Below are 24,660 nucleotides of genomic sequence, written 5' to 3'. Positions count from 1 at the left end.
CCGCAGCGCTGGACCGTGTCAGCACCGCCTGCGTCGAACGCGCCCATCGAGCCCACCATCGCGAAGGCGCTGCCGCACGCACTGGAGCTGGCCTGCTGGTCGCCGCTCTCGGACGTCGCGCTGTCGAGGCCCTCGACCTTCAGTTTGCGGCCGCAGATGCTGGAGGTGGAGTTGAAATACGCGGCGAACGCGGTGACTGCGGTCTGCGCCGACTTGAACAATTGCGGAACCGGACCGCTGAGGTCGGCCGAGTTCGCGATGGTGATCGTGGAGCTGGTGATCCCCGGGCCGTTCTTGAAGCCGGCGCAGCTGCCCGCCCGCACGCCCGCGATCGGGTTGCCCGCGCCGCCCCCGCCGCCGCCGCTGGTGCCGCCGCCGCCGCTCTTCCCGCCGCCGCCACCGCCGCCGGTCCCGCCACCACGGCCGCTCGTGCCGCCACCGCCCGTGCCACCCTTCGTGGGGCCGGCCGCGAGACCCGTCCCGTTGCCGGCTCCGGCCACGGCGCCGGGGCCCTGGGACCCGACCGCGCCGTTACCGCCCCCGCCGCCGACCCCACCTTCGGCGCCGACGAACTCCTTGGGGGGTACCTGGGAGCCGCAGGCGACAAGTACCGCGCAGGAGGCGATCGCTCCCACGACCTTCCAGCGTCGGTTCCGAGCCATCGGGTCGGTCCTCCTTGTCAGCGCGGTCGCCATCACGAGAGCGACAGCACGTCGGTGCACGCGAACGTCCGGCTCGGGTCCCGGACGGCGAAATAGCCACCGACCGCGACGTCCAGGTCGGCGAGCGTCCACGGCTGGTTGGTCTCATCGCGATCGAAGCGGCGTTCGACGGTGGGCGGAGCCATCAGCGCGATCATGCCACCGTAGGCAACGAAGACCTGCCCGGAAATCCGCTCCGCGGCCGGCGACGCGAGATAGGCCACGAGCGGGGCGACGTGCTCGACCGACAGCGGGTCGAGCCCGCCCTCCGGCGCCTGGTCGCCGAATACGCCCGCTGTCATGGCGGTTCGGGCTCGCGGGCAAATCGCATTAGCCCGGACACCAACCTTGGCGAGCGCCCGAGCCGTCGACACGGTGAACGCGGCGATGCCCGATTTCGCGGCACTGTAGTTCGGCTGCCCCTCCGACCCGGTCAGGCCGGCCTCCGAGGAGGTGTTGATGAGGCGGGCGTAGACGGGCGCGTCGGTCGCCTTGTACTGCGCGCGCCAGTACGCCGCGGCGTTGCGCGACAGCAGGAAGTGACCGCGGAGGTGGACGCGGATGACGGCGTCCCATTCCTCGTCGGTCATGTTGAACAACATGCGGTCACGGGTGAATCCGGCATTGTTGACCACGATGTGCAAGGCGCCGAAATGCTCGGTTGCCGCGGCCACCATGGCGTCGGCCGTCTCGCGCTCGGCGACGTCGCCTGCGACGAACAGCGCTTTGGCGCCGAGAGCCTCGATCTCGTCCACGACGCTGCCGGCTTCGAGGTCGTTGACCACGACGTCGGCACCGGCCCGAGCCAGCGCGAGCGCCTCAGCCCGGCCGAGGCCGGCGGCCGCCCCCGTCACGATCGCGACCTTTCCGGCAAGGTCGACGTCGGCCGGGCGGGCCGATGAGTCGGTCACGACAGGAGCTCCAGAGCATTCTTGGGACAGCGCTCGACGGCCTTCTGCACGCGCTCGAGGCGCCCGGGCGGGAAGGGCTGGGAAATGACGAGCAGCTCCTCGTCATCGAGCTCGAAGACGTCCGGCGCGAGACCGCAGCACACGGCGTTCGCCTCGCACAGATCCCGGTCGACCTTGAGTTCCATCAATCCTCCGTGTCCGTGCCGCGGCGCGACGTCTACCGGAGCAAACGACTGGATGTGCTCCGGGTTCCGAAGCCGCGGCCACTCGTGCACTCCCGACTGTGGCCCCGCTCATACTAGAACGCGTTCTAAGAACGGACAACAGTTCGTACGTAACAACGAGGAATTCCTCGTGCTCCCGGCTATCGACTGACTGATAGGCCCGCGCTAGGGTCACTAGAACACGTTGCACTCTGGGGGTACGGGATGCACATCAGTTACTCCGCCGAACACGACAAATTGCGCGGCGAGCTGCGCCGCTATTTTGCCGCGCTCATGACCCCGGAGCGGCGTGCCGCGCTGCAGGGCGACGGCGAGTACGGCGACGGCGACACCTACAAGGAGACCGTCCGTCAGATGGGCGCCGACGGCTGGCTGACCCTTGGCTGGCCGGAGGAGTACGGCGGCCGCGGCGGCTCGGCGCTCGACCAGCTGATCTTCACCGACGAGGCCGCGGTGGCCGGCGCCCCCGTCCCCTTCCTCACCATCAACACGGTCGGGCCGACCATCATGCGGTTCGGCACGGCGGACCAGCGGGCCTTCTTCCTTCCGCGGATCGCCGCGGGCGAGTTGCATTTCGCGATTGGCTACAGCGAACCGGGCGCCGGCACCGACCTCGCGTCCCTGCGCACCCGCGCGGTGCTCGACGGCGACGAGTACATCATCAACGGCCAGAAGATGTGGACGAGCCTGATCCAGTACGCCGACTACGTCTGGCTGGCCTGCCGCACCGACGCCGACGCGCCCAAGCACAAGGGCCTCTCGATGCTGATCGTGCCGACCGATGTTGACGGTTTCTCGTGGACGCCGGTCCGGACGATGGCCGGCGTCACGACCAGCGCGACGTATTACTCCGACGTCCGGGTGCCGGCGTCGTCCGTCGTCGGCGAGGTGAACCGCGGCTGGTCGCTGATCACCAACCAGCTGAACCACGAGCGCGTCGCGCTCACGTCGGCCGCTCCGATTCTGACGGCGCTGCACGAGGTTCGGGAGTGGGCGCAGAACACCAAGCTGGCCGACGGCCGGCGGGTGATCGACCAGGAGTGGGTGCAGATCCATCTCGCCCGGGTCCACGCGAAGGTGCAGTTCCTGCGGTTGAAGAACTGGCAGGTGGCATCGGCCGACAGCGTCGGTCCGGCCGACGCCTCGGCCACCAAGGTCTTCGGCACCGAGTTCGCGACGGAGGCCTACCGGTTGCTGATGGAGGTGTTGGGCACGGACGCGATAGTGCGGCCCGGCTCCCCCGCCGCACAGTTGCAGGGGCGGGTCGAGCGGATGCACCGCTCGTCACTCATCCTCACCTTCGGCGGCGGCACCAACGAAGTTCAGCGCGACATCATCGCGGGCGTCGGGTTGCGCCTGCCGGCGAGCGGACGGTAGGCCATGGATTTCTCGCTGTCGCAGGATCAGCAGGCGCTCGGGGCACTGGTGCGACAGATCTGCGCCGGCCAGCTCTCCGCGGAGCGGCGCAAAGCCGTCGATGCCCAGCCGGTTCGCCTCGACCGGGCGCTGTGGCGCGACCTCGCCGCGGCCGGCGTCGTCGGCGCCGGTTTGCCCGAGTCCGTCGGCGGGGGCGGCTTCGACTTCATCGAGCAGTGCGCCGTGCAGGTGGAACTGGGCCGGTTCGTCGCCCCGGTTCCCTACCTTTCGGTGGTGACCGCCGCCGCGGCCATCGCCCATTTCGGCAGCGACGGGCAGCGGGCGCAGTGGGCGGCTCCGGCCGCCCGGGGCGAGCTCCTTCTGGTGACGGCACTGGCCGAGGAGTTCCCCGACTCGCTCGAGGCCCCGCTGACCCGGGCCGAGGCGGACGGCGAGAATTTCCGGCTGACCGGTAGCAAGGCCCTCGTCCCCTTCGGCGGGGTGGCCGATGCGTTCCTGGTCTCCGCCGACGCCGTCGACGGCTCCGCGCTGTTCGTGGTCTTGCCGACCGACGACGGCGTGAGCCTCACCGGCCAGCAGATCGTCGACGGGGACCAGGAGAGCTCCCTGGACCTGGACCGGGTCGCGCTCTCGGCCGATCGGCTGGTTGCCGGGGGCGACGTCCTGCACTGGCTGGTCGCCCGCACCACCGTCGGACTGGCGGCCTACCAGGCGGGTGTCCTGGACCGGGCGCTCGAGCTGACCGCCGCCTACGCCCGTGAGCGCGAACAGTTCGGTCGGCGCATCGGCAGCTTCCAGGCCGTCGCCCAACGCCTCGCCGATGCCTACATCGACGTGGAGGCGGCGCGGCTGACGATGTGGGAGGCCGCGTGGCGAATCGCCGAGGGGTTGTCGTGCCCGACCGAGGTCGCGACCGCGAAGTTCTGGGCCGCCGACGCCGGGCATCGGGTCGCGCACACGGCCGTGCACGTGCACGGCGGCACCGGCATCGACCTCGACGGCGAGGTGCACCGCTACTTCACCGCGGCCAAGCGCACCGAGTTCACCCTGGGGCACGCCACGGCCCAGCTGCGCCGGATCGGGGCGGAGCTCGCGGCGACACCTGCCTAGGGCCGATTCGTTCCGTCCGTCACTGCGAGCCAGCCCGACGGCGCGCCCTCGTCGACTTCCCACCTGGGCACGTAGTGCTCGAGGAAGATCTGGCCGACCAGTTCCCCCCGCGTCCGCACGCCGGTCTTCGCGAAGATCGACTTCAGGTGGTCCTGGACGGTGTACGGCGACACGCCGAGCAAACGTGCCATCTCGCGCGTGGGACGACCCTGCATGCACAGCTGCGTCACATCGCGTTCCCGCGCCGAGAGCCCATAGGCGAGGGCGACCAGCGGCGCGACGACCCCGGCGGGGGCCGGCTGCAGAACCACCGCGGTCCGGCCGCTACCTCCGCCGGAAAGGCGGGTGCCGTACAGGAGGACCCACCGGCCGGATCTCGTCCGGACCCTCGAACGCGCCTCCAAACCGAGCGGATCCTGGCCGGGTTGCAGTGTCCGCGCGCGGGCCGCAACCGCTTGCACGACCTTCGACTGCGCCGGTTGCGCCGGTGGCGGTACCTCGACCATCTCCGAGATCCAGGCCTCGGCGGCGGGTGAGATCGATTCGGCCTCGCCGTGCTCGTCGAAGATCACCACCCCGGGGCCGGCGGCCCGCCCCACCATCACGTCGTCGCTCGTCGACGCGAGCATGGACCGCCGAAGTGCCTCCGCGATCCCGGTCGCCAACGTGCTCAGCACCCGCACGTCCTGCTCGGTGAACCATGGCTGCCCTTCCTCGCGGAGGAACCCGGCCGCGCCCCAATAGGTGCCGTCCTGCACGAGGGACACTCGGAGCTCGTCCCCGGTCCCCATCCCTTCCCGGGAGCGATGCCGGGCACTTCGGTTCAGCTCGCCGTGCGTCGAGATGCTGGTGGCGCCGACGTGCCGCGAGCTCCGGGCGAGGAACCACCATCGGTCCACGTCGTCGATCACGTACTCGTGCTCGGCCAACCAGGAGCCTGAGCACGAGATCTGGTTGTTCACGCTGCCGGTGAACAACACCGTGCCCGGGTCGACCGTGTGCCAACACGTGCGGGTGAACGGGATGACCTCGGCTATGACGGCACTGAGCCGGCTACTGAGCGCGACAAGATCGAGCCGGTCGCCGGCCAGCCGCACGATCCTGTCGTGCGCCCGCCTCTGCACTTCCGCTCCCACGTCCGCAGGGTAGGCCGCGGAGCGCCGGTGCGCGCTCCCACGATCCTGGGATGGCCCGCGGATCGGTTCGCCCCCACGCTTGAGGGCACATCCACGAGTGGGGAGCACCCATGACCACGATTTCCGCCGACGCGCCGGCCGGCTCTCCCCTGTCGGCGGAAGGCGCAACCCCCGAACCGATCATGCGCATCGCCTCCGGATTCATGGCGGCCAAGCACCTGTTCGCCGCGAGTGAGCTGGGGCTGTTCGAGGCGCTGGCCGATTCGCCCGCGACGAAAGAGGGGCTCGCCGCGCGCACCGGTCTGACTCCCCGTGCAGCTCGCATCAGTGCTGACGCGATGGTGGCGCTGGGATTGCTGGAACGTACTGGGGACAGCTACCGCAACGGTGCGGCCGCCGCGCAGTTCCTCACCGGGCGGACGCCGGCGGATCTGCGCCCGTTCCTCCGCTTCTGGGACCGGATCAGCTATCCGGCGTGGACGACCCTCGCGGCGTCACTGGCCGGCGGACCGCCCACCGAGATCTTCGAACTCGACGACGAGCTTCAGGAGATTGCGTCCAGCGGGATCGAGGCGGTGCTGGCCGGCCCGGCGAACGCCCTGCCGCATGCGGTCGACCTGAGCGCCCGGCGCGCCCTGTTGGACGTCGGCGGCGGGACGGGCTCGTGGACCGTCGCGCTGCTGCGGAAGTACCCTCAGCTGCGAGCCACCGTGCTCGACCTGCCGGTCGTGGCCGACATAGCGCGCAGCCGGGCGGCGGCCGCGGGGTTGGACGGACGGATTCAGGTGCTGCCCGGCGACGCCATGGCCGACCCGTTGCCCGGCGGCTACGACACCTTCCTCGTCGCCAACCTCGTGCATTACCTGTCGCCGGATGGGAATCGGACGTTGCTGACCCGTCTCCGCGATGCTGCTGAGCGCGGCGTCCTGCTCCTGCTGGCCGACTTCTGGACCGATGCGACCCACACCGAGCCGGTTCATGCGGCTCTGATGGCGGGCGAGTTCGCGGTGCACCTCGCGCACGGAGACGTCTATAGCGTCGATGAGATCCGCACCTGGCTCGGCGAGACGGGATGGACCTTCGTGACCCACGCTGCCCTGGCTGGTCCGCAGAGCGTGGTGGTGGCCGAATTGCGGTGAGCGGTGGGTATACCCGCCGGGTGACTCGCCTGCTGATCGGCCCGCTGCTGCGCCATGTCGGAACGACCGATGCGACCGTGTGGGTCGAGACCGACGAACCGTGCGACGTCGCGGTGCTGGGATCGCACGAGCACACGTGGACGGTGGCCGGCCACCACTATGCCCTCGTCCAGGTCGAGGGTCTGGAGCCGGGCAGCTCCATTCCCTACGAGGTGCACCTCGACGGTGAGATCGCCTGGCCGCCGTTGCAGTCCGACCGACCGCCTTCGCTCATCCGCACGCAGGGCGGCGGCGGTCCGCTGCGCCTCGCGTTCGGCTCCTGCCGCTACGTTCGCTCGGCGGCGACGCTCACCGACCGGCACTTTACGCCCGATTCCCTCGCCTGCTTCGCCCGCGACATGATCCGCTCCGAGGTGAGCCAGTGGCCGGACGCCTTCCTGATGCTCGGCGATCAGGTGTACGCCGACGAGACCTCGGCCGCGACGCAGCGGCGCATCCGGGCCAAGCGCGACATCACCTCAGGCGCCAAGGACCAGGTGGCCGACTTCGAGGAGTACACGTGGCTCTACCTCGAGTCGTGGACCGACCCCGACGTGCGCTGGCTGCTCTCGAACGTCCCGACAGCGATGATCTTCGACGACCACGACGTCCGCGACGACTGGAACACCTCGCACTCCTGGCGTGAGGACATGAAGCGGACAACCTGGTGGCAGGAAAGGATCATCGGCGGCCTGTCCTCCTACTGGGTGTACCAACACGTCGGCAACCTGCCGCCGGACGAGCTGAAGGCCGATGACCTCTACCAGCGGGTACGGACGCACGGTCGGGATGCCGAGCCGCTGCTGCGCGAGTTCGCCGCGGCGGCCGACCGCGAGGCCGACGGGGCCAAAGGCGCGCGCTGGTCCTACCGCCGTGACTTCGGCCGTACCCGGCTGCTGATGATCGACTCGCGCTGCGGGCGGATCCTGGCCGACGGCGAACGGAGCATGGTCAGCGAGGAGGAGTTCGCCTGGATCGAGAAGCAGGTGGACGGCTCCTACGACCACCTGCTGGTCGGCACATCCCTGCCCTGGCTGCTGCCGCGCGCGCTGCACGACCTCGAGTCCTGGAACGAGTCGCTGGCCGACGGGCGGCGCGGGCCGCGCATGGCGAGCTGGGCCGAGAAGGTCCGTCGCGCCGCCGACCTCGAGCACTGGGCGGCGTTCCGACGGTCGTTCGAGCGGCTGGGCAATCTTCTTACTTCCGTGGGGCGCGGCGAGCACGCCCACGACGGCCGCTCGCCGGCGACGATCTGCGTGCTGTCGGGCGACGTCCACCACGCCTACGTCGCCGAACTGGAGTCGGCCCCCGACGTCCACTCGCCGATCTACCAGCTGACGTGCTCGCCACTGCACAACTTCGTGCCGGCCGCCATGAAGGTCACCTTCCGGGTGGCCTGGAGCCGGGTCGCCGAGCGGTTGGTGCGCGCGTTGCTCCGCATCGCGGCCAAGGTGCCACCCGCGACCGTCTCGTGGCGGCGGCTGGCCGGGCCGTTCTTCGGCAACGAGGTCGCGACGTTGGTGATCGAAGGCCGCCACGCCGAGACGGTGCTGCGGCGCTCGGCGCCCGGAGGTGCACCGGAGGAGCTGATCGAGGTGTCCCGGCTGACCTTGGCCGGCTGACCCTCGTCAGGCGATTTCGACGCAACGCGTCCCGCTGTAGATCGTCGGCATGCAGCGGTTGCAGTGGATGCACAGCGACGTCGCCGTCGGATCGGCTGCCAGCCGGTTGACGAGGTCGGGTTCGCGCAGCAGCGCACGGCCCATGGCGACGAATTGGAAGCCGGCCCGCATCGCGTCGTTCATCACCGCCAAGTTCGTGACGCCGCCCAGCAGCACCATCGGCAGGCCGACCGCCGCCCGGACCCGTTTGGCGTCCTCGAGCAGGTAACCGTCCTGGTAGGGGTAGCTGTGCAGCCGCGTCCGGCCGAGGAGCCGTACGCCGGTCCGGACGGGCTCGCGCATCGCCGCGGCGAACTCCTTCAACGGCGCCGGTCCCTTGAACAGGTACATGGGGTTGAGCAGCGAGCTGCCGGCCGTCATCTCCAGCGCGTCGAGGGAGCCGTCCTGGTCGAGCCACTGCGCGACTTGGATCGACTCATCGAGCTGAAGACCGCGGCGCACGCCGTCGTCGAGGTTCAGCTTGGCGAGGACCGCGATCCGGTCCCCCACCGCGTCCCGAACCGCCTGAGCGATCGCCCGGGGGAAGCGGGCCCGGTTCTCGAGGCTGCCGCCGTACTCGTCGCGCCGGCGATTCAACTTCGGGCTGAGGAAGGAGGACGCGAGATAGTTGTGGCCGAGGTGGATCTCGACGGCGTCGAAGCCGACGTCGATCGCCGTGCGCGCCGCATCGGCATGGGCGTCCACGATGCGCGCGAGATCGGCGACGGTTGCCGCCCGTGTGAACTGCAGGCTCAGCGGCGAGAACAGCCGGCTCGGCGACAGGCCGGGCATGCGATTGCTGCGCCCGTCGGCGACCGGGCCCGCGTGCCCGATCTGGGCCGAGATCGCGGCGCCTTCGGCGTGCACGGCATCGGTGAGCCGGCGCAGGCCCGGTAATGCCTCGTCCTGCCAGTGGATCTGGTGCCGGTCGGTGCGGCCTTCCGGCGCGACCGCGCAGTAGGCGACCGTCGTCATTCCTACGCCTCCGGCGGCCACGCGGCGGTGGAACGCGATCAGCTCGTCACTGACCAAACCCTTGCGGGTCATGCCTTCGAAGGTGGCCGCCTTGATCACGCGGTTGCGCAGGCGAAGCGGCCCGAGGGTGGCCGGTGCCAGTGGATCCGGGGCCCCTCTACCGGGCAATGGCCGGCCCGGCGTGCTCACCTGGTCTTGTCGAGGCGCTGCAGGGTCTCGTCGTACTCGGTCAACAGTTCGGTGATCAACTCATCGACCGGGCGTACCGCGTTCATGCGCCCCACGATCTGGCCGACCGGCATGGCGACGACCTCGGGATCGTCGGCGGCGGCAATGCGCTGGTGCGCCTCGCTGACGAGAAGGTTCTGCAATGGCATGGGCAGCGGCTCGGGCGCGCCGTCTTCGGCCCACGCCTCGGTCCATTTCGTCTTCAGCAGACGGGCCGGCTTGCCGCTGTACACCCGGGCGCGCACCGTCTGGTCCGAACCCGCGGCGACGAGCGCCCGCTGCATGGCGTCACCGGTGCCGAGCTGGTACTCCGAGGTCGTCAGCCAATAGGAACCCATCCAGACACCGCCGGCCTCGAGCGCCAGGGCGGCGGCGATCTGCCGGCCGGAACCGATGCCGCCGGCGGCCAAGACGGTGGCGTCGTCACCGACGGCGTCGACGATCTCGGGCACGAGCACCATCGTGGCGATCTCGCCGGTGTGCCCGCCGGCCTCGGTGCCCTGCGCGATCACGATGTCGACGCCGTTGTCGACGTGCGAGCGGGCGTGCTTCGCCTTGCCGGCCAGGGCGGCCACCGGTACGCCGTGCTCGTGCGCGAGGTCGATGACGTCCTTCGGCGGCGAGCCCAGGGCGTTGGCGATCAGTTTGATCGGGTGCTTGAGCGCCACGTCCACGTGCGTGCGCGCGACCGAGTGCAGCCACCCGAGCACACCGTCACGTGCCGGGTCGCCGTCGGACGGCAGCGGCGGCACGCCGAGCTTGCGCAGGGTGTCGTCGACGAACCTGCGGTGGCCCTCGGGGATGTACTTGCCGAGGTCGACCGCCGACCCCTCGTCCGGGATCTTGGCCGGCATGACGATGTCCACGCCGTACGGCTTGCCCTCGCAGTTCTCGTCCATCCAGGTCAGGACGGCCTCGAGTTCCTCGGCGTCGTTGAAGCGGACGCAGCCCAGCACACCCAGTCCACCGGCCCGGCTCACGGCCGCCGCGACATGCTCGGAGGGGGTGAACGCGAAGATCGGGTAGTCGATGCCGAGCTGGTCGCTGATCGGGGTGCGCATCCGGATCACTCGCCTTCCGCGGCGGCGGTCCCGGCCGCGGCCGAGCCGACGAGCTCGTTGTCCCCGTGCCCGGCGGCGAACTCCGCCGCCCACCGGTAGTCGGCCTTGCCGGTGGCCAGGCGCTGGATCTTGTCGACGAGCCAGATGCTGCGCGGCACCTTGTAGCCCGCGATCTCGTCCCGGACGTGCGCCGTCAAATCTTCGAAAGTGGGCGCGGTACCCGGCCGCGGCTCAATGACGGCGGCCACTCGCTGGCCCAGCCGGTCATCGGGGACGCCGACGACGAGCACGTCGAACACGTCCGGGTGCGACATGAGCGCGGCCTCGACCTCCTCGGGGAAGACCTTCTCGCCACCGGTGTTCACGCAGGTGTTGCCGCGGCCGAGCAGCGTGATCGTGCCGTCGGCCTCGTGGCGGGCGAAGTCGCCGGGCACGGTGTAGCGCTTCCCGTCGACCTCGACGAACAGGCGCGCGGTCTTCTCTTCGTCCTTGTAGTAACCGAGCGGGATGTGACCGCCGCGGGCGAGGCGGCCGATGTCTTCGGACCCGGGCGGGATCGGCTTGCCGTACTCGTCGATGACGATCGTGTCCTTGCCCGCGCTGACCCGAGGGCCGCCGATGCCCTGCTCGGTGTCCTTCGTGATGAGGCCGATGCCCATGAACCCGGTCTCCGACGAGCCGATCGCGTCGGTGATCACCGCGTTCGGCAAGGCCTTCAGGTATTCGTTCTTCACGCTCTGCGAGAACAGCGCGGCGCTGCTGGAGATCGCGTAGACCGACGAGACGTCGTAGGTGCCCTGGTGGAACGCCTCGATCATCGGCCGGGCCATGGCGTCGCCGATGAGCACGACGACGTTGACCTTGCGCCGCTCGATCGCCTTCCACACCTCGACCGGGTCGAACTGCGTGAGCAGGACGACGGTGTCGCCGCCGAACAGGGCCATAAGCGCGGCCCACTGCGCGTTGCCATGGATCAGCGGCGCCAGGCACAGCCGGACCATGCCGCCCGTGACCTTGCCCATCTCCGCCTGCGCGAACTCGCTCTCGAGCGGCTCGCCGGTCATGAAGTTGATGCCGCCGCCGAGCGTGCGCCACACGTCCTCATGGCGCCAGATCACGCCCTTGGGCATGCCGGTGGTGCCGCCGGTGTAGAGCAGGTAGTGGTCGTCGCCGCTGCGGGCCTCGAAATCGCGCTCGGGCCGCCCGGCTGCCAGCGCTTGGTCATAGGACGTCCCGCCGAACGACAGCTCGCTCTCGTCGTCGATGACCACGGTGTGCTGGACGGACGGCGCGCCGGGCAGGGCCTCGGCCACGCGGTCGGAATACAACCGCTCGTGGACCAGGGCGACCACGTCGGCGTTCTCCAGGACGTAGCGGATCTCGTTGGCGGTGTAGCGGTAGTTGACGTTGATGAGCGCGGCGCGCAGCTTGTAGACCGCGAGCATGGTCACGATGGCCTCGAGCCGGTTGCGGGTGCACATGCCGACGTGCGAGCCGGCGCCGACACCGTGGTCGGCCAGGTGGTGCGCGAGCCGGTTGGCCCGCTCCTCCAGCTCGGCGTACGTCACCTCGTCGTCGCCGCACGCCACAGCGAGACGATCGGGGAAATAGTCGACCGCGTGCTCGAACAGATCGGCGATGTTGTAGCTCATACGGCTGTGCCTCCGGCTCTTCGCGCGAGCGCTCATCGCTTGCTCGCTTCGCTCCTTGCTCGCTGCGCTCGCTGCGATGCTCACTGGCAAAACTAGAACGTGTTATCGTTCGTGGCAACCCCGGGTCGCTGTGTGTGAAGGACGGTTTCCCATGACGACACCTGACGATCAGCACTGCCTCGTCGCACAGCGTGGGTCCGTACTCATCGTGACGATGAACCGGCCCGAGGCGAAGAACGCTTTGTCCGGCCCGATGCTCGCGGGCATGAGCGCCGCCTGGACCCGCGTCGACGAGGATCCGGAGATCCGGGCGTGCATCCTCACCGGCGCCGGCGGGGCCTTCTGCGCCGGAGCCGACCTGAAGGCGATGACCTCCTCGCATCCGGGTGACTCGGCCCGCTCGATGGACCTCTCGGTCATCGACTCGCTGCTCAAGGGTCGGCGCCTGACCAAGCCGCTTATCGCGGCGGTCGAGGGTCCGGCGATCGCCGGCGGCACGGAGATCCTGCAGGCCACCGACATCCGGGTGGCCGGCGAGAGCGCGCGGTTCGGCGTCAGCGAGCCCAAATGGGGACTGTTCCCGCTCGGCGGGTCCGCCGTCCGCCTGGTCCGGCAGCTCCCGTACACGATCGCGGCCGATCTGCTGCTGACCGGGCGGCACATCAAGGCCCCTGAGGCCAAGGAGATCGGGCTGATCGGCCATGTCGTGCCCGACGGTGAGGCGCTGAACAAGGCGCTCGAGATCGCCGACCTGATCGCGGCCAACGGACCGCTGGCCGTCCAGGCCATTCTCCGCACGATCCGCGAGACCGAAGGCATGCACGAGAACGATGCCTTCCGCCTCGACGCGAAGCTCGGCATGGCGGTCTTCCAGAGCGAGGACGCCAAGGAAGGCCCGCGGGCGTTCGCCGAGAAGCGCAAGCCCCAGTTCAAGGGCCGCTGACCCCGCGCTTTGCACCTTTCAGCGCTGCTGAGCGGGCCGGTTTACAGCGCTGAAAGGTGCAAAGCGGGGAGACGGACGGGAATCGCGCGGTTCCACGGCGGGTTGGGTGCTCCATGAGCAATGTCGTGGTGGCCACCGGGTACGGCGGTCCTGAGGTCCTGGCCGTGGTCGACGAACCGGTCGGCGATCCCGGACCCGGGCAGGTGCGCATCGCCGTCCGCGCCGCCGGTGTCAACCCGATCGACGTCAAGGCCTACAGCGGAGCGTTCGGCACCGACCCGTCCGCGCTGCCGATGCGCTTGGGCGCCGAGGCCGCCGGCGTCGTGACCGCGGTCGGGCCCGGCGCCACCGGTGCGGCCGGCCCCGTGTCCGTCGGCGACGAGGTGATCGCCTATAGGGCGTCCGGCGCCTACGCCACCGACCTGATCGTGCCTGGCGCCAGCGTCGTCCCCAAGCCGGCCACCCTGCCGTGGGAGCAGGCCGGAGGGCTGCTGCTCACGGGCGCGACGGCAGTGCACACGCTCGAGGCGGTCAAGGTCGGATCGGAGGACACCGTGCTCGTCCACGGGGGGTCCGGCGGCGTCGGGCTGTTCGCGGTGCAACTCGCGGTGGCCCGCGGGGCGACCGTCATCGCCACCGCGTCCCCGGCCAAGCACGAGCTGTTGCGCGAACTCGGCGCCGTTCCGGTGGCCTACGGCCCAGGGCTGGCCGATCGGGTGCGGGCCGCTGCGCCGGCCGGCGTCACCGCGGCCATCGACCTGGTCGGGACGGACGAGGCGGTGGACGCGTCGGTCGAGCTGGTCCCCGACCGGCGGCGCATCGCGACGATCGCCGCGTTCGGCCGGGCGCCCGGCCTCGGCATCCAGCTGCTCGGTGGAGGTCCGGGCGCGGACCCGGGCGACGACATCCGGGCCGCGGCGCGAACGCAACTGACCAGTGCCACAGCCGCCGGCGAACTCCGCGTGTTCGTGGCGCGGACCTATCCGCTGGGCGAGGCGGCCGCGGCCCACCGCGACATCAAGAGCGGCCACACCACCGGCAAGATCGTCCTGCTGCCCTGACGTGCTCGGCGCTATTCGGCCAGGCTGCGCACGAACTCGCCGAGCTGGGCCAGGTTGCGACACTCGACCATCGGCACGATCGCCCCGTACTCGGTGGCGCGCGAGTCGCCGGTGTCCCAGATCCCGTGGCGCTCGGGGTTGAGCCAGTAGCTGTGTTTGGCCCGGCCGGCGAGTCCGGCCAGCGTGGGCAGCGCCAGGTCGCCGTAGTTGGAACGGGCATCGCCCAAAATCAGCAAGGACGTCCGGGAACCGATCGCGTCCGGGAAGCGCGACGCGAAAAGTTCGAGCGCACGGCCGTAGTCGGTGCGGCCGAGCAGCCACGTCACATCCGCCTCATTGGCCAGCCGGGTCACCGCGTCAAGGACGTCACCGCCCGGTGTGAAGAACCGGCTGATCTCGTCCAGCTCGTCGACGAACCCGAACGCGCGGACCTTGGTGAACTGCTCGCGCAGGGCGTAGACGAGCAGCAGGGTGAAGTGGGCGAAGGACGTCACCGACTCGCTCAGGTCGCACAACACGACGAGATCGGTCTTCAGCGGACGCCGCGGGCGGTGGTGCGTCGTCAACGGGACGCCGCCCGACGACAGGGACGCGCGGATCGTGCGCCGGAAGTCGAGCTGCCCGCGCCGGCCACGGCGCTGGTCGATGGCCAGGAGGGTCGCCAGCCGGCGGGCCATCGGCTGGATCTCGCGGCGCAGCGCGACGAGGTCGGCGCGGGTGGCGCCCAGGAAGTTCACCCGCTCGATGGGCGGACGGGCCGCGGTCCGCGCCACCGACTCGGCGTCGCCCAGCTCGGCCAGCCGCCGGCTGACGTCCACCGTCACCCGGTTCTCGAACCGGGCGATGCGGTCGTTGATCACCGTGCGCGCGCGCCGCTCGGCGAGCCCGCCGCGATCCTGGCCGGCGAGGACCTGCTCGAGGAGCCCGGCCATGAGGGTCTGCGCCGACACCCGCTCGAGGACCGCCATCCGCGACCAGGACGACTGCCCCGGGGTGCGACCGGCGACGACGCCGAAGGCCGCGACGGCCTCGCGAGCGACCGCCTCCAGCAGCCGCTCGTCGCCGTCACGCAGGAAGTCGGCCAGGTCGGCGCGGATCCGGTCTCGCACCGGGTCCTCCAGCGGGCCACGCGGCGCCGCATCGGGATCGCGCGGCGGCGGGATCGTCCCGCTCGGCGCGACGGCGGACTCGCCGGTCACCGGCGGATAGAAGACGTCGAAGACGGTGTCGAAGGCCGGCCGGTGCTGCTGGCGCTTGACGAGTGTCGCCGCCAGCGCCGCTCGCAGCTGCTCCCGCTCGAGCAGGTCGACCGCGCGCATCGACTCGACGGCGTCGATGCCCTCCGCCACCGAGACCGTGAGTCCGGCCGCCCGGAGCGCCGTGACGAAGCCGACGTGGCGATCGAGCAGGCTCATCGCCCGACAGCGGGCAGCCCGAGCTCCTTGGCCGCGCGCCCGTGGTCGGAGTGGTGCTTGAGCACGACGCCGAGCGTCCCGGCGATGGCCTCCTCGTCGAGCGAGTCGATGCCGAGGGCGAGCAGCGTGCGGGCCCAGTCGATGGTCTCAGCGACCGACGGCGCCTTCTTGAGCTCGAGCGTGCGCAGCGTGGCGGCGGTCCGAGCCAGCTCTTCGGCCAGGGCCGGCTCGATGTCGGGCACCTGGGACAGGACGATGTCCCGCTCGCGTTCGGCGCTCGGATAGTCGAGGTGCAGGTACAGGCAGCGGCGCTTGAGCGCCTCGGACAGCTCGCGGGTCGCGTTCGAGGTGATCACGACGAAGGGCTTGCGCACGGCCGTCACCGTGCCGAGCTCGGGGATCGTCACCTGGAAGTCGGAGAGCACCTCGAGCAGCAGCGCCTCGACCTCGACGTCGGTCTTGTCGGCCTCGTCGATGAGCAGGACGGTCGGCCCGGCCCGGCGGATCGCGGTCAGCAGCGGACGGGTCAGCAGGAAATCGTCGGTGAAGATGTCGTCGTGCGTCTGCTCCCAAGCCGCGCCATCGGCATCGGCGGCGCTGGCCTGGATGCGCAGCAGCTGCTTTTTATAGTTCCACTCGTACAGCGCGCGCGCCTCGTCGAGTCCCTCGTAGCACTGCAGCCGGATCAGCTCGGCTCCCGTCGCCTCGGCGACCGCCTTCGCGAGCTGGGTCTTGCCGACGCCGGCCGGCCCCTCGACCAGCAGGGGTTTCTGCAGAGCGGCAGCAAGGTAGACCGTCGTCGCGGTGGCCGAGTCGGCCAGGTAGCGGACTTCGGCCAATGCGGTCGCAGTCTGGTCCGGCGAGGTGAACACGACTTCACGATGCCAGAGACCGCCAACCATTGGATCGGGAAGCCCCGTCGTGGACGGGAGGTTGCAGGGAATAACTAGAACGTGTTTCACTTCGCCTATGACCGCTGTCGAGCCGCTGAGCGCGCCGATCGAGCTGCAATTCGACTACACCCGGTCCCTCGGGCCGACCCTGGGCGGCTTCCTGACCGGGCTGGCCCGGCGGCAGGTGCGCGGGGTGCGGACGGCCGACGGCACGGTGATCGTTCCGCCGCTCGAGTACGACCCGAAGACCCACCAGGCGTTGACCGACTTCGTCGACGTGAGCGACCGCGGCGAGGTGCTGACGTGGAGCTGGGCCGCCGAACCGCTGCCCGGACAGCCGCTCGATCGGCCCTTCGCCTGGGCGCTCGTCAAGTTGGACGGAGCCGACACCGGCCTGCTCCACGCGTTGGACGTGCCCTCCCCCGATGCCGTGCACACCGGCATGCGGGTGCAGGCGCGGTGGGCGGCGCAACCGGTCGGCCACATCCGCGACATCGTCTGCTTCGAGCAGGAGACGGACGCGGCGCCCACGGATGCGCTGCCCGCTGGCGACGACGTCACGATGGTGACGACCCCGGTCGGCCTGCGGGTGCAGCACTCGGCCTCGATCCAGGAGACCCGGTACTTGAAGGGGCTCAAGGAGGGCAAGCTGCTCGGCCAGCGCTGTCCGCAGTGCGGCAAGGTGTACATACCGCCGCGAGGTGCCTGCCCGGTCGACGGTGTCCCGACCGAGGAAGAGGTCGAGCTGCCCGACCGCGGAACGGTCACGACCTTCTGCATCGTCAACGTCCCCTTCCTCGGCCAGAAGATCAAACCCCCCTACGTCGCGGCATACGTGCTGCTCGACGGCGCCGACATCGCGTTCCTCCACCTGATCCTCGACTGCCCGGCCGAAGACGTGCGGATGGGTCTGCGCGTCGAAGCGGTCTGGAAGCCGCGCGAGGAATGGGAGTTCGGCTTGCAGAACATCACCCACTTCCGGCCGAGCGGTGAACCCGACGCGTCGTACGACTCATTCAAGGAGCATCTCTGATGCGGGACGTGGCGGTCGTCGGCTTCACCCAGTCGCCGCAGGTCAGGAACACCACGGCGACGACCAACGGCGTCGAGATGCTGGTGCCACTGATCACCGACGTGTTCAGCGGCCTGGGCATGACCAAGCACGACATCGGGTTCTGGTGCTCCGGATCGTCGGACTACCTGGCCGGCCGGGCGTTCTCGTTCGTCTCGGCGGTTGACGCGACCGGTCCGGTACCACCCATCAACGAGTCACACGTCGAGCTCGACGCCGCCTGGGCGCTGTACGAGGCCTGGGTCAAGATCCAGACGGGCGAGGTCGACACCGCGCTCGTGTACGGCTTCGGCAAGTCCTCGGCCGGCGATCTGCGGCGCACGCTCGCGCTGCAGCTCGATCCGTACATGCTGGCGCCGCTGTGGCCCGACGCGGTCGCCGTGGCCGGCCTGCAGGCCCGGCTCGGGATCGACCGCGGCCTGTGGAGCGAGCAGGCCATGGCCGAGGTGGCGGTACGCAGTCGTCGCGACGCCGAGACGAACCCCTTCGCCCAGCTCGCCGGCTCCAAGGACGTCGACGCGCTGCTCGCCGAACCGTATTTCGCGCAGCCGTTGCGCCGCCACGACTGCGCGCCGATCACCGATGGCGCCGCCGTCATCGTGCTCGCCGCCGAGGAGCGCGCGCGCGAACTCGTCGAGCGTCCGGCCTGGATCACCGGCATCGCGCACGCCGTCGACTCGGCCCACCTCGGCACTCGCGACCTCACGACGTCGGCGTCGACCGCCATCGCCGCCCGGCGCGCGGGCATCGACGGCGTCGAGGTCGCCGAGCTCTATACGCCCTTCACCCATCAGGAGCTGATCCTGTGCCGCGAGCTCGACCTGGGCGACGACGTCCGCATCACGCCGTCCGGCGGTGCGCTCGCCGGTAATCCGATGTTCGCGGGCGGTCTCGTGCGCATCGGCGAGGCGGCGGCGCGGATCGGCGACGGATCGGCCGGGCGCGTCCTCGCGCACGCGACCGGCGGCCCCGCGCTGCAGCACAACCTCGTCTGTGTCATGGAAGGACGCTGATGTCCAAGGAACGGGCCGCGGTCCTCGGCACCGGCCAGACGCACTACCGCGCCAAGCGGCAGGACGTCTCGATGGCCGGTCTGCTGCGCGAGGCGATCGACCGGGCCTTGGCCGACGCCCAGGTCGGGTGGGACGACATCGACGCGGTCGTCGTCGGCAAGGCGCCGGACTTCTTCGAGGGCGTCATGGTGCCCGAGCTGTCGCTGGCCGATGCGATCGGCGCTGTGGGCAAGCCTCTGCTCCGGGTGCACACCGCCGGTTCGGTGGGCGGGTCGACCGGCGTCGTGGCGGCGAGCCTCGTGCAGGCGGGCGTGCACGAACGGGTGCTCGCGGTCGCGTGGGAGAAGCAGTCCGAGTCGAATGCGATGTGGGCGCTGTCGATCCCGGTCCCGTTCAACATGCCGGTGGGCGCCGGCGCGGGCGGCTACTTCGCACCGCACGTGCGCAGCTACCTCCGTCGCTCCGGCGCGCCGATGCACGTCGGGTCCATCGTGGCGGCCAAGGATCGTCGCAACGGGGCCAAGAACCCCTACGCCCACCTGCAGCAGGCCGACATGACGGCGGAGAAGGTGGAGGCGTCGCAGATGCTCTGGGACCCGATCCGCTACGACGAGACCTGCCCATCCTCCGACGGGGCCTGCGCGATCGTCATCGGCAACGAGAAGGCCGCCGCGGCGGTCGACCGGCCCGCCTGGATCCACGCGACGGCCATGCGCACCGAGCCGACGACCTACGCCGGCCGCGACCAGGTCAACCCGCAGGCCGGCCGAGACGCCGCAGCGGCGCTGTGGAAGCAGGCCGGCATCACCAACCCGCTCGAGGAGATCGACGCGGCCGAGATCTATGTCCCGTTCTCGTGGTTCGAGCCGATGTGGCTGGAGAATCTCGGGTTCATGCCCGAGGGCGACGGCTGGAAGCTGACGGAGGCCGGCGAGACGGAGATCGGCGGCAAGCTGCCGATCAACTGCTCGGGCGGGGTGCTCAGCTCCAATCCGATCGGCGCCTCGGGCATGATCCGGTTCGCCGAGGCGGCCATGCAGGTGATGGGGCGTGCCGGCGAGCACCAGGTCGACGGCGCGCGCAGGGCGCTCGGGCACGCCTACGGCGGCGGGTCACAGTTCTTTTCGATGTGGGTCGTCGGCGCGCAGCGCCCGGAATAAGGAGTCCGAATGGCCGAGTCTGCCGTCACCGAACCTTCGATCGTGCGCTGGAACGCGCCGAGCCGAGCGGCCCACCCCGCCCGCGACGCCGCCTTCCGTTCCTACGCCGCGGTCATCGCCAAGGACAAGGAAGCCTGGCTGGCCAACTTCGCCGAGGACGGCTGGATCGAGGACCCGGTCGGCCCGTCGATGTTCGACGAAGAGGGCAAGGGACATCACGGGGCGGACGGGCGCGCCCGCTTCTACGACCTGACGATCGCCACCGTCTCCCGCTTCGTGTTCGAGATCAACGACTCCTTCGCCTGCGCCAACGAATGTGTGAACGTCGGCGTCATCCACACCACGCTGTCGAACGGCTACCGCGCTCGCTGCGAGGGCGTCTTCCACTACACGGTGAACGACGAAGGCAAGATCCGCTCGCTGCGCGCGTTCTGGGAGCTCGACCGGATGATGAAGACGGTCGAGGCGCCGGACTGATCCAGGCTGCGCCGCCACCCACGGCTTCCCACCCCGTGTGGTCGATTTTCCGGCTGGAAATCAATGACACGGGGCGGGAAGGCGGGTTCAGTACGCGAAACGCACCCAGGCATAGACCGGGTTGTGGTCGGACGGGATCGTTCCGGCCATCAGGCCGCCGGACAGGTTCAGCGCTTCGCCCCACGACGACGCCGAGACGCCCGGCGGGGCGAAGATGTAGTCGAGGAACAGTGAGTACGGGTACGGCGTGCGCGAGTAGTTGTTGTAGCTGTCGTACTTCTCGTTCACCCGGTACTGCGCGCGCAGCCGGGCGTCGGCGATGCGCGCGGCCTGCATCGCCGCGCCGGGGCCGTCGACGGCCGATTGCGTCGGGTTGCTGTTGAAGTCACCGCTGTACACAACGGGCACGCCGTCCGTGGCCGCTTGCGCGCCGGCCGCAGCAAGCATCGACTTGGTCTCGTCCGCGCGAGCGGTGTCGCCGAGCGATCCACCCCCCTGCGTGAGGTGCGTCGTGACGAAGAGGAACACGGCCCCGGTCGCAACGCTCTGCAGCTCCTGGTACACCGCGACCGTCGACGCCGAGGTCGTCCAGCGGCCGACCGCGCCGACCGCGCGGAATCGCAGGGAGTTGTAGACGATGTAGTCGCCGTACCGACCCCAGCCTGGCTCCGGGTACGGGATCTCGGTCCGCGCGACGACGTAGTGGTCACCGAGCGCGTTGAGCGCCGAGCACAGCGAGTCCACCTGCCGAACGCCGGGCGTCGACCCGACCCAGGGCCAGGCCTCCTGGACGCCGATCACATCCGGCTGGACGCCATGGACCAGCGACGCCGCCGCTAGGCGACGCTGTGACCAGGGCGCAACCGTCCCGCCGACCAGCTTGGCGCCGTCCTGGGTGAGTTCGAGAACGTTGTAGGTCATGACCCGAACGCCCTGCTCGCGCGTCAGCGTCACTCCGTCGACGACCGCGGTGTAGGACGAGACGCTGTTGTGGTTCACCGCGCGGATCCGGAAGAAGTACCGGGAATTGACGGTGAGCCCGTACGGCGTGAACTGGTGGTTGTTGCCGCTGATCGAGTAGCTGGTCAGTCCCGCCGTCATCGCCGAGTTCGTCGCCTGCTGCACGGTGTAGCCGGTCACCGAACTGCTCGTCCAGGTCAGGTAGGTACCACCCGGGCCAGCGGTCAGCCGCAAACCCGTCGGCATCGCCGGACGCAGGCCGGTGCTGTAGATGGAGGCGCTGAAGGAGCGGTTCCCTCCGTTGCGCGCCTCGACCCGGTAGTAGTACGCGCGCGTCGTGTAGGCGAGGCCACCGACGGTGATCAGCGGCGACGTCGACGTGCCGTAGTGCAGAGTGGACGGCCGCTTGTTGGCGATCAGGTTGGTGTAGTACAGGTCGCTCTTCGCCGTCGAAGCCCACAGGACGTAGCTCGCGACGTTCGTTCCTCGGGTCAGCGCGACGGTGAACGAGGACGAGGTGGTCGACCGCAGGACGACCCCGGTCGGCTGCGACGGCCAGGCCGACGCCTGCGCCGCCATCGGCGTCAGCAGAGAGGCAAGCAGGGCGGAGGTGGCGACCAGCGCCACGCGCAGGAGCGAGCGTCGAGTCATCGGGCCCTCAAGGGTTAGGCGAACAGTCCGCCCAGTATGCCACGATGTAAGATTAATATGAAGTACGGTCAGCCGACGGCACGCTCGCCCGTCCAGAACTGGGTGCGCAACGCCTTCTTGTCGGGCTTGCCGAGTGGCGTCAACGGCAGCTCGTCACGGACGAGCACATCCTTCGGGGCCTGGACCGACCCCTTCCGGTCCTTCACCGCCTGCTGGATCTCCGCCGTCATCCGCGCGATGGAGGCCTCGTCCCGTGCGGCGTCCGGGCGGAGCACCACCACGGCGGTGACCGCCTCACCGAACTTTTCGTGCGGGACGCCGATCACCCCGACCTGCGCGACCATCGGGTGTTCGGCGACGATGTCCTCGACCTCGCGCGGGAAGACGTTGAACCCGCCGGTGACGATCATGTCCTTCGTGCGATCGACGATGTACCAGAAACCGTCCTCGTCCTCGCGGGCCACGTCGCCGGTGTGCAGCCAGCCGTCGCGGAAGGTGGCGGCCGTTTCCTCCGGCAGCTTCCAGTACCCGCCGCACAGCAGGGGACCACTGACGCAGATCTCCCCCGGCTCACCGGCGGGGACGGGCCGGCCGTCCTCGCCCAGCAGTGCGGCCCGGATGAACGCCGACGGGCGGCCGCACGAGGTGAGCCGGCGCTCGTCGCCCGTGACGTGATCCTGCTTGCCGAGATAGGTGATCACCATCGGCGCCTCGGACTGGCCGTAGTACTGCGCGAAGATGGGGCCGAAGCGCTCGATGGCGTCGGCCAGGCGCGCCGGATTGATGGCTGACGCGCCGTAATAGACCGTCTCGAGCGAGGACAGGTCACGGGTGTGCGAGTCGGGATGGTCCATCAGCGCGTAGAGCATCGTGGGAACGAGCATCGTGGCCGTGATGCGCTGCTCCTCGATGGTGCGTAGCACCTCGGCCGGATCGAATCGCGGCAGGACGTGCAGGGTGCCGCCCTTGATGACGACTGGCACGAAGAAGGCGGCACCGGCGTGCGACAGCGGTGTGCACATGAGGAATCGCGGGTTGGCCGGCCATTCCCACTCGGCCAGCTGGATCTGGGTCATCGTGCTGAACGAGGACGACAACCCGACGACACCCTTCGGCTTGCCGGTGGTCCCGCCGGTGTAAGTGATCGACGTGATGTGGTCGGGAGGCAACTTCTTGGCGGTCAGCCGCTGCGGCTCGAACTCGGCCGCCTTCGCGACGAGGTCGACCCCGACTGCGGACAGCGCCTCGGGGACCGGCCCGATGGTGAGCACCTGCGTCAGGCCGGGGCACTTCTCCAACAGTTGCAAAGCGCGGTCGACGAAGTAGGGGTCGATGATCAGCGCGGTGATACCGGCGTCGTTGATGACGTAGGCGTGGTCGTCGGCCGAGCCGAGCGGGTGCAACGACGTTCGGCGGTAGCCCTGGGTCTGGCCGGCGCCGAGGATGAACAGCACCTCCGGACGGTTCAGCGCGAGCAGCGCCGCGTGCGTGCCGGACCCGGCGCCGAGAGACTCGAAGGCCTGGATGTACTGGCTGATCCGCGCCGCCGTCTCGGCGCCGGTCAGCGAGACCTCGCCGAGGTGCACGATCGGCCGGTTCCGGTGCTGCCTGAGTGCCGCGATCATGAGGTCGCCGTTGTGGGTGGGCAGTCGCAGCGTTTCCCCTGTCACCGACATCGCGTTAGTGCGCGACCGGGCACTTGCCGTAGGCGACCGGCAGCTCCATGATCCCGTTCAGCCAGCCCGACTTCAGCCGCTTCGGGTCGCCGATCATCGAGATGTCCGGGATGGTGTCGGCGATCGCGTTGAAGATCAGGTTCATCTCCACCCGGGCCAGGTTCGCCCCGATGCAGTAGTGGGCGCCGGTGCCGCCGAAGCCGACGTGCGGGTTCGGGTCACGCAGGATGTTGAACGTGTACGGGTCGTCGAACACCTCGGGGTCGAAGTTGGCCGCCGCGTAGTACATGCCGACCCGGTCGCCGGCCTTGATCTTCTGGCCGCCGATCTCGGTGTCCTCCAGCGCCGTGCGCTGGAACGACACGACCGGCGTCGACCAGCGGACGATCTCGTCCGCGGTCGTCTCCGGGCGCTCGGCCTTATAGATCTCCCACTGGTCGGGGTTCTCCATGAACGCGATCATCCCGTGGCTGATGGCATTGCGAGTCGTCTCGTTGCCCGCCACCGACAGCAGGATGGTGAAGAACCCGAACTCGTCGGACGAGAGCTCCTGCCCGTCGATGTCGGCGGTCACCAGTTTCGTCACGATGTCGTCGGCCGGGGTCTCCTTGCGCGCCTCGGCCATCTCCATGAAGTAGCTCAGCGTCTCGAACGATGCGACCTGCGCGTCCTCGGCGTCGTCCTCGGAGGAAATCATCCGGTTGGACCAGTCGAAGATCTTGAGCCGGTCCTCCTGGGGGACGCCGAGCAACTCGGCGATCGCCTGCAGCGGCAGCTCGCAGGCGACGTCGCGGACGAAATCGCCTGTCTCTTTCACGCTTGCCTCGGCGACGATGTTGCGGGCCCGCTCGGCCAGGGCGTCTTTGAGGTTGTTGACCGCGCGCGGGGTGAACCCTCGGGAGATGATCGAGCGCATCCGGGTGTGCTGCGGCGCGTCCATGTTCAACATGATCACGCGCTGCATCTCGATGTTCTCGCGTTCCATGTTCTCGTTGAACCGGATGATCGCGCCGTTCTCCCACGACGAGAAGATCTTGTCCTGGCGCGACACCTCCTTGACGTCGGCGTGCCGGGTCAGGACCCAGTGGCCGTCGTCGTCGAAACCGTCACGGTGCCGGGGCTGGG

At 69.7% G+C, this 24,660-nt stretch carries 21 protein-coding genes and 1 pseudogene; 10 read left to right on the top strand and 12 right to left on the bottom strand.

Annotation, left to right across the window (positions count from 1 at the left end):
• The 3 genes and pseudogenes from ABR571_RS16950 to ABR571_RS16940 form a co-directional block, all read right to left on the bottom strand.
• Nucleotides 1–662: pseudogene (locus ABR571_RS16950) on the bottom strand (hypothetical protein); the annotation flags it as partial.
• A gap of 32 nt (nt 663–694) precedes the next feature.
• Nucleotides 695–1,612, bottom strand: coding sequence for a 3-oxoacyl-ACP reductase (locus tag ABR571_RS16945; RefSeq protein WP_409454386.1), 918 nt, complete (start codon nt 1,610–1,612; stop codon nt 695–697).
• Nucleotides 1,609–1,797, bottom strand: a complete 189-nt coding sequence (locus ABR571_RS16940) for a ferredoxin (RefSeq protein WP_409454385.1) — start codon at nt 1,795–1,797, stop codon at nt 1,609–1,611. The genes ABR571_RS16945 and ABR571_RS16940 overlap by 4 nt, the downstream gene beginning before the upstream one ends.
• 243 nt (nt 1,798–2,040) lie before the next feature.
• On the opposite strand from ABR571_RS16940, the gene ABR571_RS16935 reads away from it, so the two are divergent.
• Both ABR571_RS16935 and ABR571_RS16930 read left to right on the top strand, forming a co-directional pair.
• Nucleotides 2,041–3,213, top strand: coding sequence for an acyl-CoA dehydrogenase family protein (locus tag ABR571_RS16935; RefSeq protein WP_409454384.1), 1,173 nt, complete (start codon nt 2,041–2,043; stop codon nt 3,211–3,213).
• Nucleotides 3,214–3,216: 3 nt separating this feature from the next.
• A complete protein-coding gene (locus ABR571_RS16930; protein ID WP_409454383.1) occupies nt 3,217–4,323 on the top strand; it encodes an acyl-CoA dehydrogenase family protein in 1,107 nt (368 codons plus the stop codon).
• On the opposite strand, the gene ABR571_RS16925 is transcribed toward ABR571_RS16930, so the two are convergent.
• The gene (locus ABR571_RS16925; RefSeq protein ID WP_409454382.1) at nt 4,320–5,459 is read right to left on the bottom strand and encodes a LuxR C-terminal-related transcriptional regulator; all 1,140 of its coding nucleotides are present in this window, start codon (nt 5,457–5,459) and stop codon (nt 4,320–4,322) included. The genes ABR571_RS16930 and ABR571_RS16925 overlap by 4 nt on opposite strands.
• Nucleotides 5,460–5,569: 110 nt before the next feature.
• On the opposite strand from ABR571_RS16925, the gene ABR571_RS16920 reads away from it, so the two are divergent.
• Nucleotides 5,570–6,598 (top strand): methyltransferase, encoded by a 1,029-nt coding sequence (locus ABR571_RS16920; RefSeq protein ID WP_409454381.1) that lies wholly within the window; start codon nt 5,570–5,572, stop codon nt 6,596–6,598.
• A 20-nt stretch (nt 6,599–6,618) separates the two neighbouring features.
• A complete protein-coding gene (locus ABR571_RS16915) occupies nt 6,619–8,259 on the top strand; it encodes an alkaline phosphatase D family protein (RefSeq protein WP_409454380.1) in 1,641 nt (546 codons plus the stop codon).
• 6 nt (nt 8,260–8,265) lie between these two features.
• On the opposite strand, the gene ABR571_RS16910 is transcribed toward ABR571_RS16915, so the two are convergent.
• From ABR571_RS16910 to ABR571_RS16900, 3 genes are read right to left on the bottom strand one after another with little or no spacing between them, the layout of a single operon-like run.
• Nucleotides 8,266–9,462 carry an NADH:flavin oxidoreductase gene (locus ABR571_RS16910; RefSeq protein ID WP_409454379.1) on the bottom strand — a complete coding sequence of 399 codons (1,197 nt, stop codon included), beginning with the start codon at nt 9,460–9,462 and terminating at the stop codon, nt 8,266–8,268.
• Nucleotides 9,459–10,562 (bottom strand): NAD(P)H-dependent flavin oxidoreductase, encoded by a 1,104-nt coding sequence (locus ABR571_RS16905; RefSeq protein WP_409454378.1) that lies wholly within the window; start codon nt 10,560–10,562, stop codon nt 9,459–9,461. Before ABR571_RS16905 ends, ABR571_RS16910 begins: the two co-directional genes overlap by 4 nt.
• A 5-nt stretch (nt 10,563–10,567) precedes the next feature.
• Nucleotides 10,568–12,214, bottom strand: coding sequence for an acyl-CoA synthetase (locus tag ABR571_RS16900; RefSeq protein WP_409454377.1), 1,647 nt, complete (start codon nt 12,212–12,214; stop codon nt 10,568–10,570).
• 151 nt (nt 12,215–12,365) lie between these two features.
• Here ABR571_RS16900 and ABR571_RS16895 point away from each other — a divergent pair, with 151 nt between their 5' ends.
• Complete coding sequence (locus tag ABR571_RS16895; protein WP_409454376.1) at nt 12,366–13,157, top strand: crotonase/enoyl-CoA hydratase family protein; 792 nt, start codon at nt 12,366–12,368, stop codon at nt 13,155–13,157.
• A gap of 113 nt (nt 13,158–13,270) precedes the next feature.
• The gene (locus ABR571_RS16890; RefSeq protein ID WP_409454375.1) at nt 13,271–14,218 is read left to right on the top strand and encodes an NADP-dependent oxidoreductase; all 948 of its coding nucleotides are present in this window, start codon (nt 13,271–13,273) and stop codon (nt 14,216–14,218) included.
• A gap of 11 nt (nt 14,219–14,229) precedes the next feature.
• Here ABR571_RS16890 and ABR571_RS16885 read toward each other — a convergent pair whose 3' ends face one another.
• On the bottom strand, nt 14,230–15,633 hold the full coding sequence (locus tag ABR571_RS16885) for a vWA domain-containing protein (RefSeq protein WP_409454374.1): 1,404 nt from the start codon (nt 15,631–15,633) through the stop codon (nt 14,230–14,232).
• On the bottom strand, nt 15,630–16,535 hold the full coding sequence (locus tag ABR571_RS16880; protein ID WP_409454373.1) for an AAA family ATPase: 906 nt from the start codon (nt 16,533–16,535) through the stop codon (nt 15,630–15,632). The genes ABR571_RS16885 and ABR571_RS16880 overlap by 4 nt, the downstream gene beginning before the upstream one ends.
• 67 nt (nt 16,536–16,602) lie before the next feature.
• Between ABR571_RS16880 and ABR571_RS16875 the strand changes: the two genes are divergently transcribed.
• Genes ABR571_RS16875 through ABR571_RS16860 form a run of 4 tightly spaced genes read left to right on the top strand, consistent with a single transcriptional unit; the run spans nt 16,603 to nt 20,248 of the window.
• Complete coding sequence (locus tag ABR571_RS16875) at nt 16,603–17,559, top strand: Zn-ribbon domain-containing OB-fold protein (protein WP_409454372.1); 957 nt, start codon at nt 16,603–16,605, stop codon at nt 17,557–17,559.
• Nucleotides 17,559–18,611, top strand: coding sequence for a thiolase domain-containing protein (locus tag ABR571_RS16870; RefSeq protein WP_409454371.1), 1,053 nt, complete (start codon nt 17,559–17,561; stop codon nt 18,609–18,611). Before ABR571_RS16875 ends, ABR571_RS16870 begins: the two co-directional genes overlap by 1 nt.
• A complete protein-coding gene (locus ABR571_RS16865) occupies nt 18,611–19,771 on the top strand; it encodes a thiolase domain-containing protein (protein WP_409454370.1) in 1,161 nt (386 codons plus the stop codon). The genes ABR571_RS16870 and ABR571_RS16865 overlap by 1 nt, the downstream gene beginning before the upstream one ends.
• A gap of 9 nt (nt 19,772–19,780) precedes the next feature.
• Nucleotides 19,781–20,248 carry a nuclear transport factor 2 family protein gene (locus tag ABR571_RS16860; protein ID WP_409454369.1) on the top strand — a complete coding sequence of 156 codons (468 nt, stop codon included), beginning with the start codon at nt 19,781–19,783 and terminating at the stop codon, nt 20,246–20,248.
• An 87-nt stretch (nt 20,249–20,335) separates the two neighbouring features.
• On the opposite strand, the gene ABR571_RS16855 is transcribed toward ABR571_RS16860, so the two are convergent.
• The 3 genes from ABR571_RS16855 to ABR571_RS16845 all read right to left on the bottom strand — a co-directional run.
• Nucleotides 20,336–21,859 carry an endonuclease/exonuclease/phosphatase family protein gene (locus tag ABR571_RS16855; RefSeq protein ID WP_409454368.1) on the bottom strand — a complete coding sequence of 508 codons (1,524 nt, stop codon included), beginning with the start codon at nt 21,857–21,859 and terminating at the stop codon, nt 20,336–20,338.
• A gap of 68 nt (nt 21,860–21,927) precedes the next feature.
• Nucleotides 21,928–23,529, bottom strand: a complete 1,602-nt coding sequence (fadD8, locus tag ABR571_RS16850) for a fatty-acid--CoA ligase FadD8 (RefSeq protein WP_409454367.1) — start codon at nt 23,527–23,529, stop codon at nt 21,928–21,930.
• Between the two features lie 10 nt (nt 23,530–23,539).
• The coding region (locus ABR571_RS16845) for a cytochrome P450 (RefSeq protein WP_409454366.1) at nt 23,540–24,660 on the bottom strand (1,121 nt) is incomplete at its 5' end.

The organism is Jatrophihabitans sp. (assembly GCF_046262535.1).
GTDB lineage: Bacteria > Actinomycetota > Actinomycetes > Mycobacteriales > Jatrophihabitantaceae > Jatrophihabitans.
Note: the sequence above shows the minus strand (reverse complement) of the source record. Positions and strands in the feature narration are given on the sequence as shown.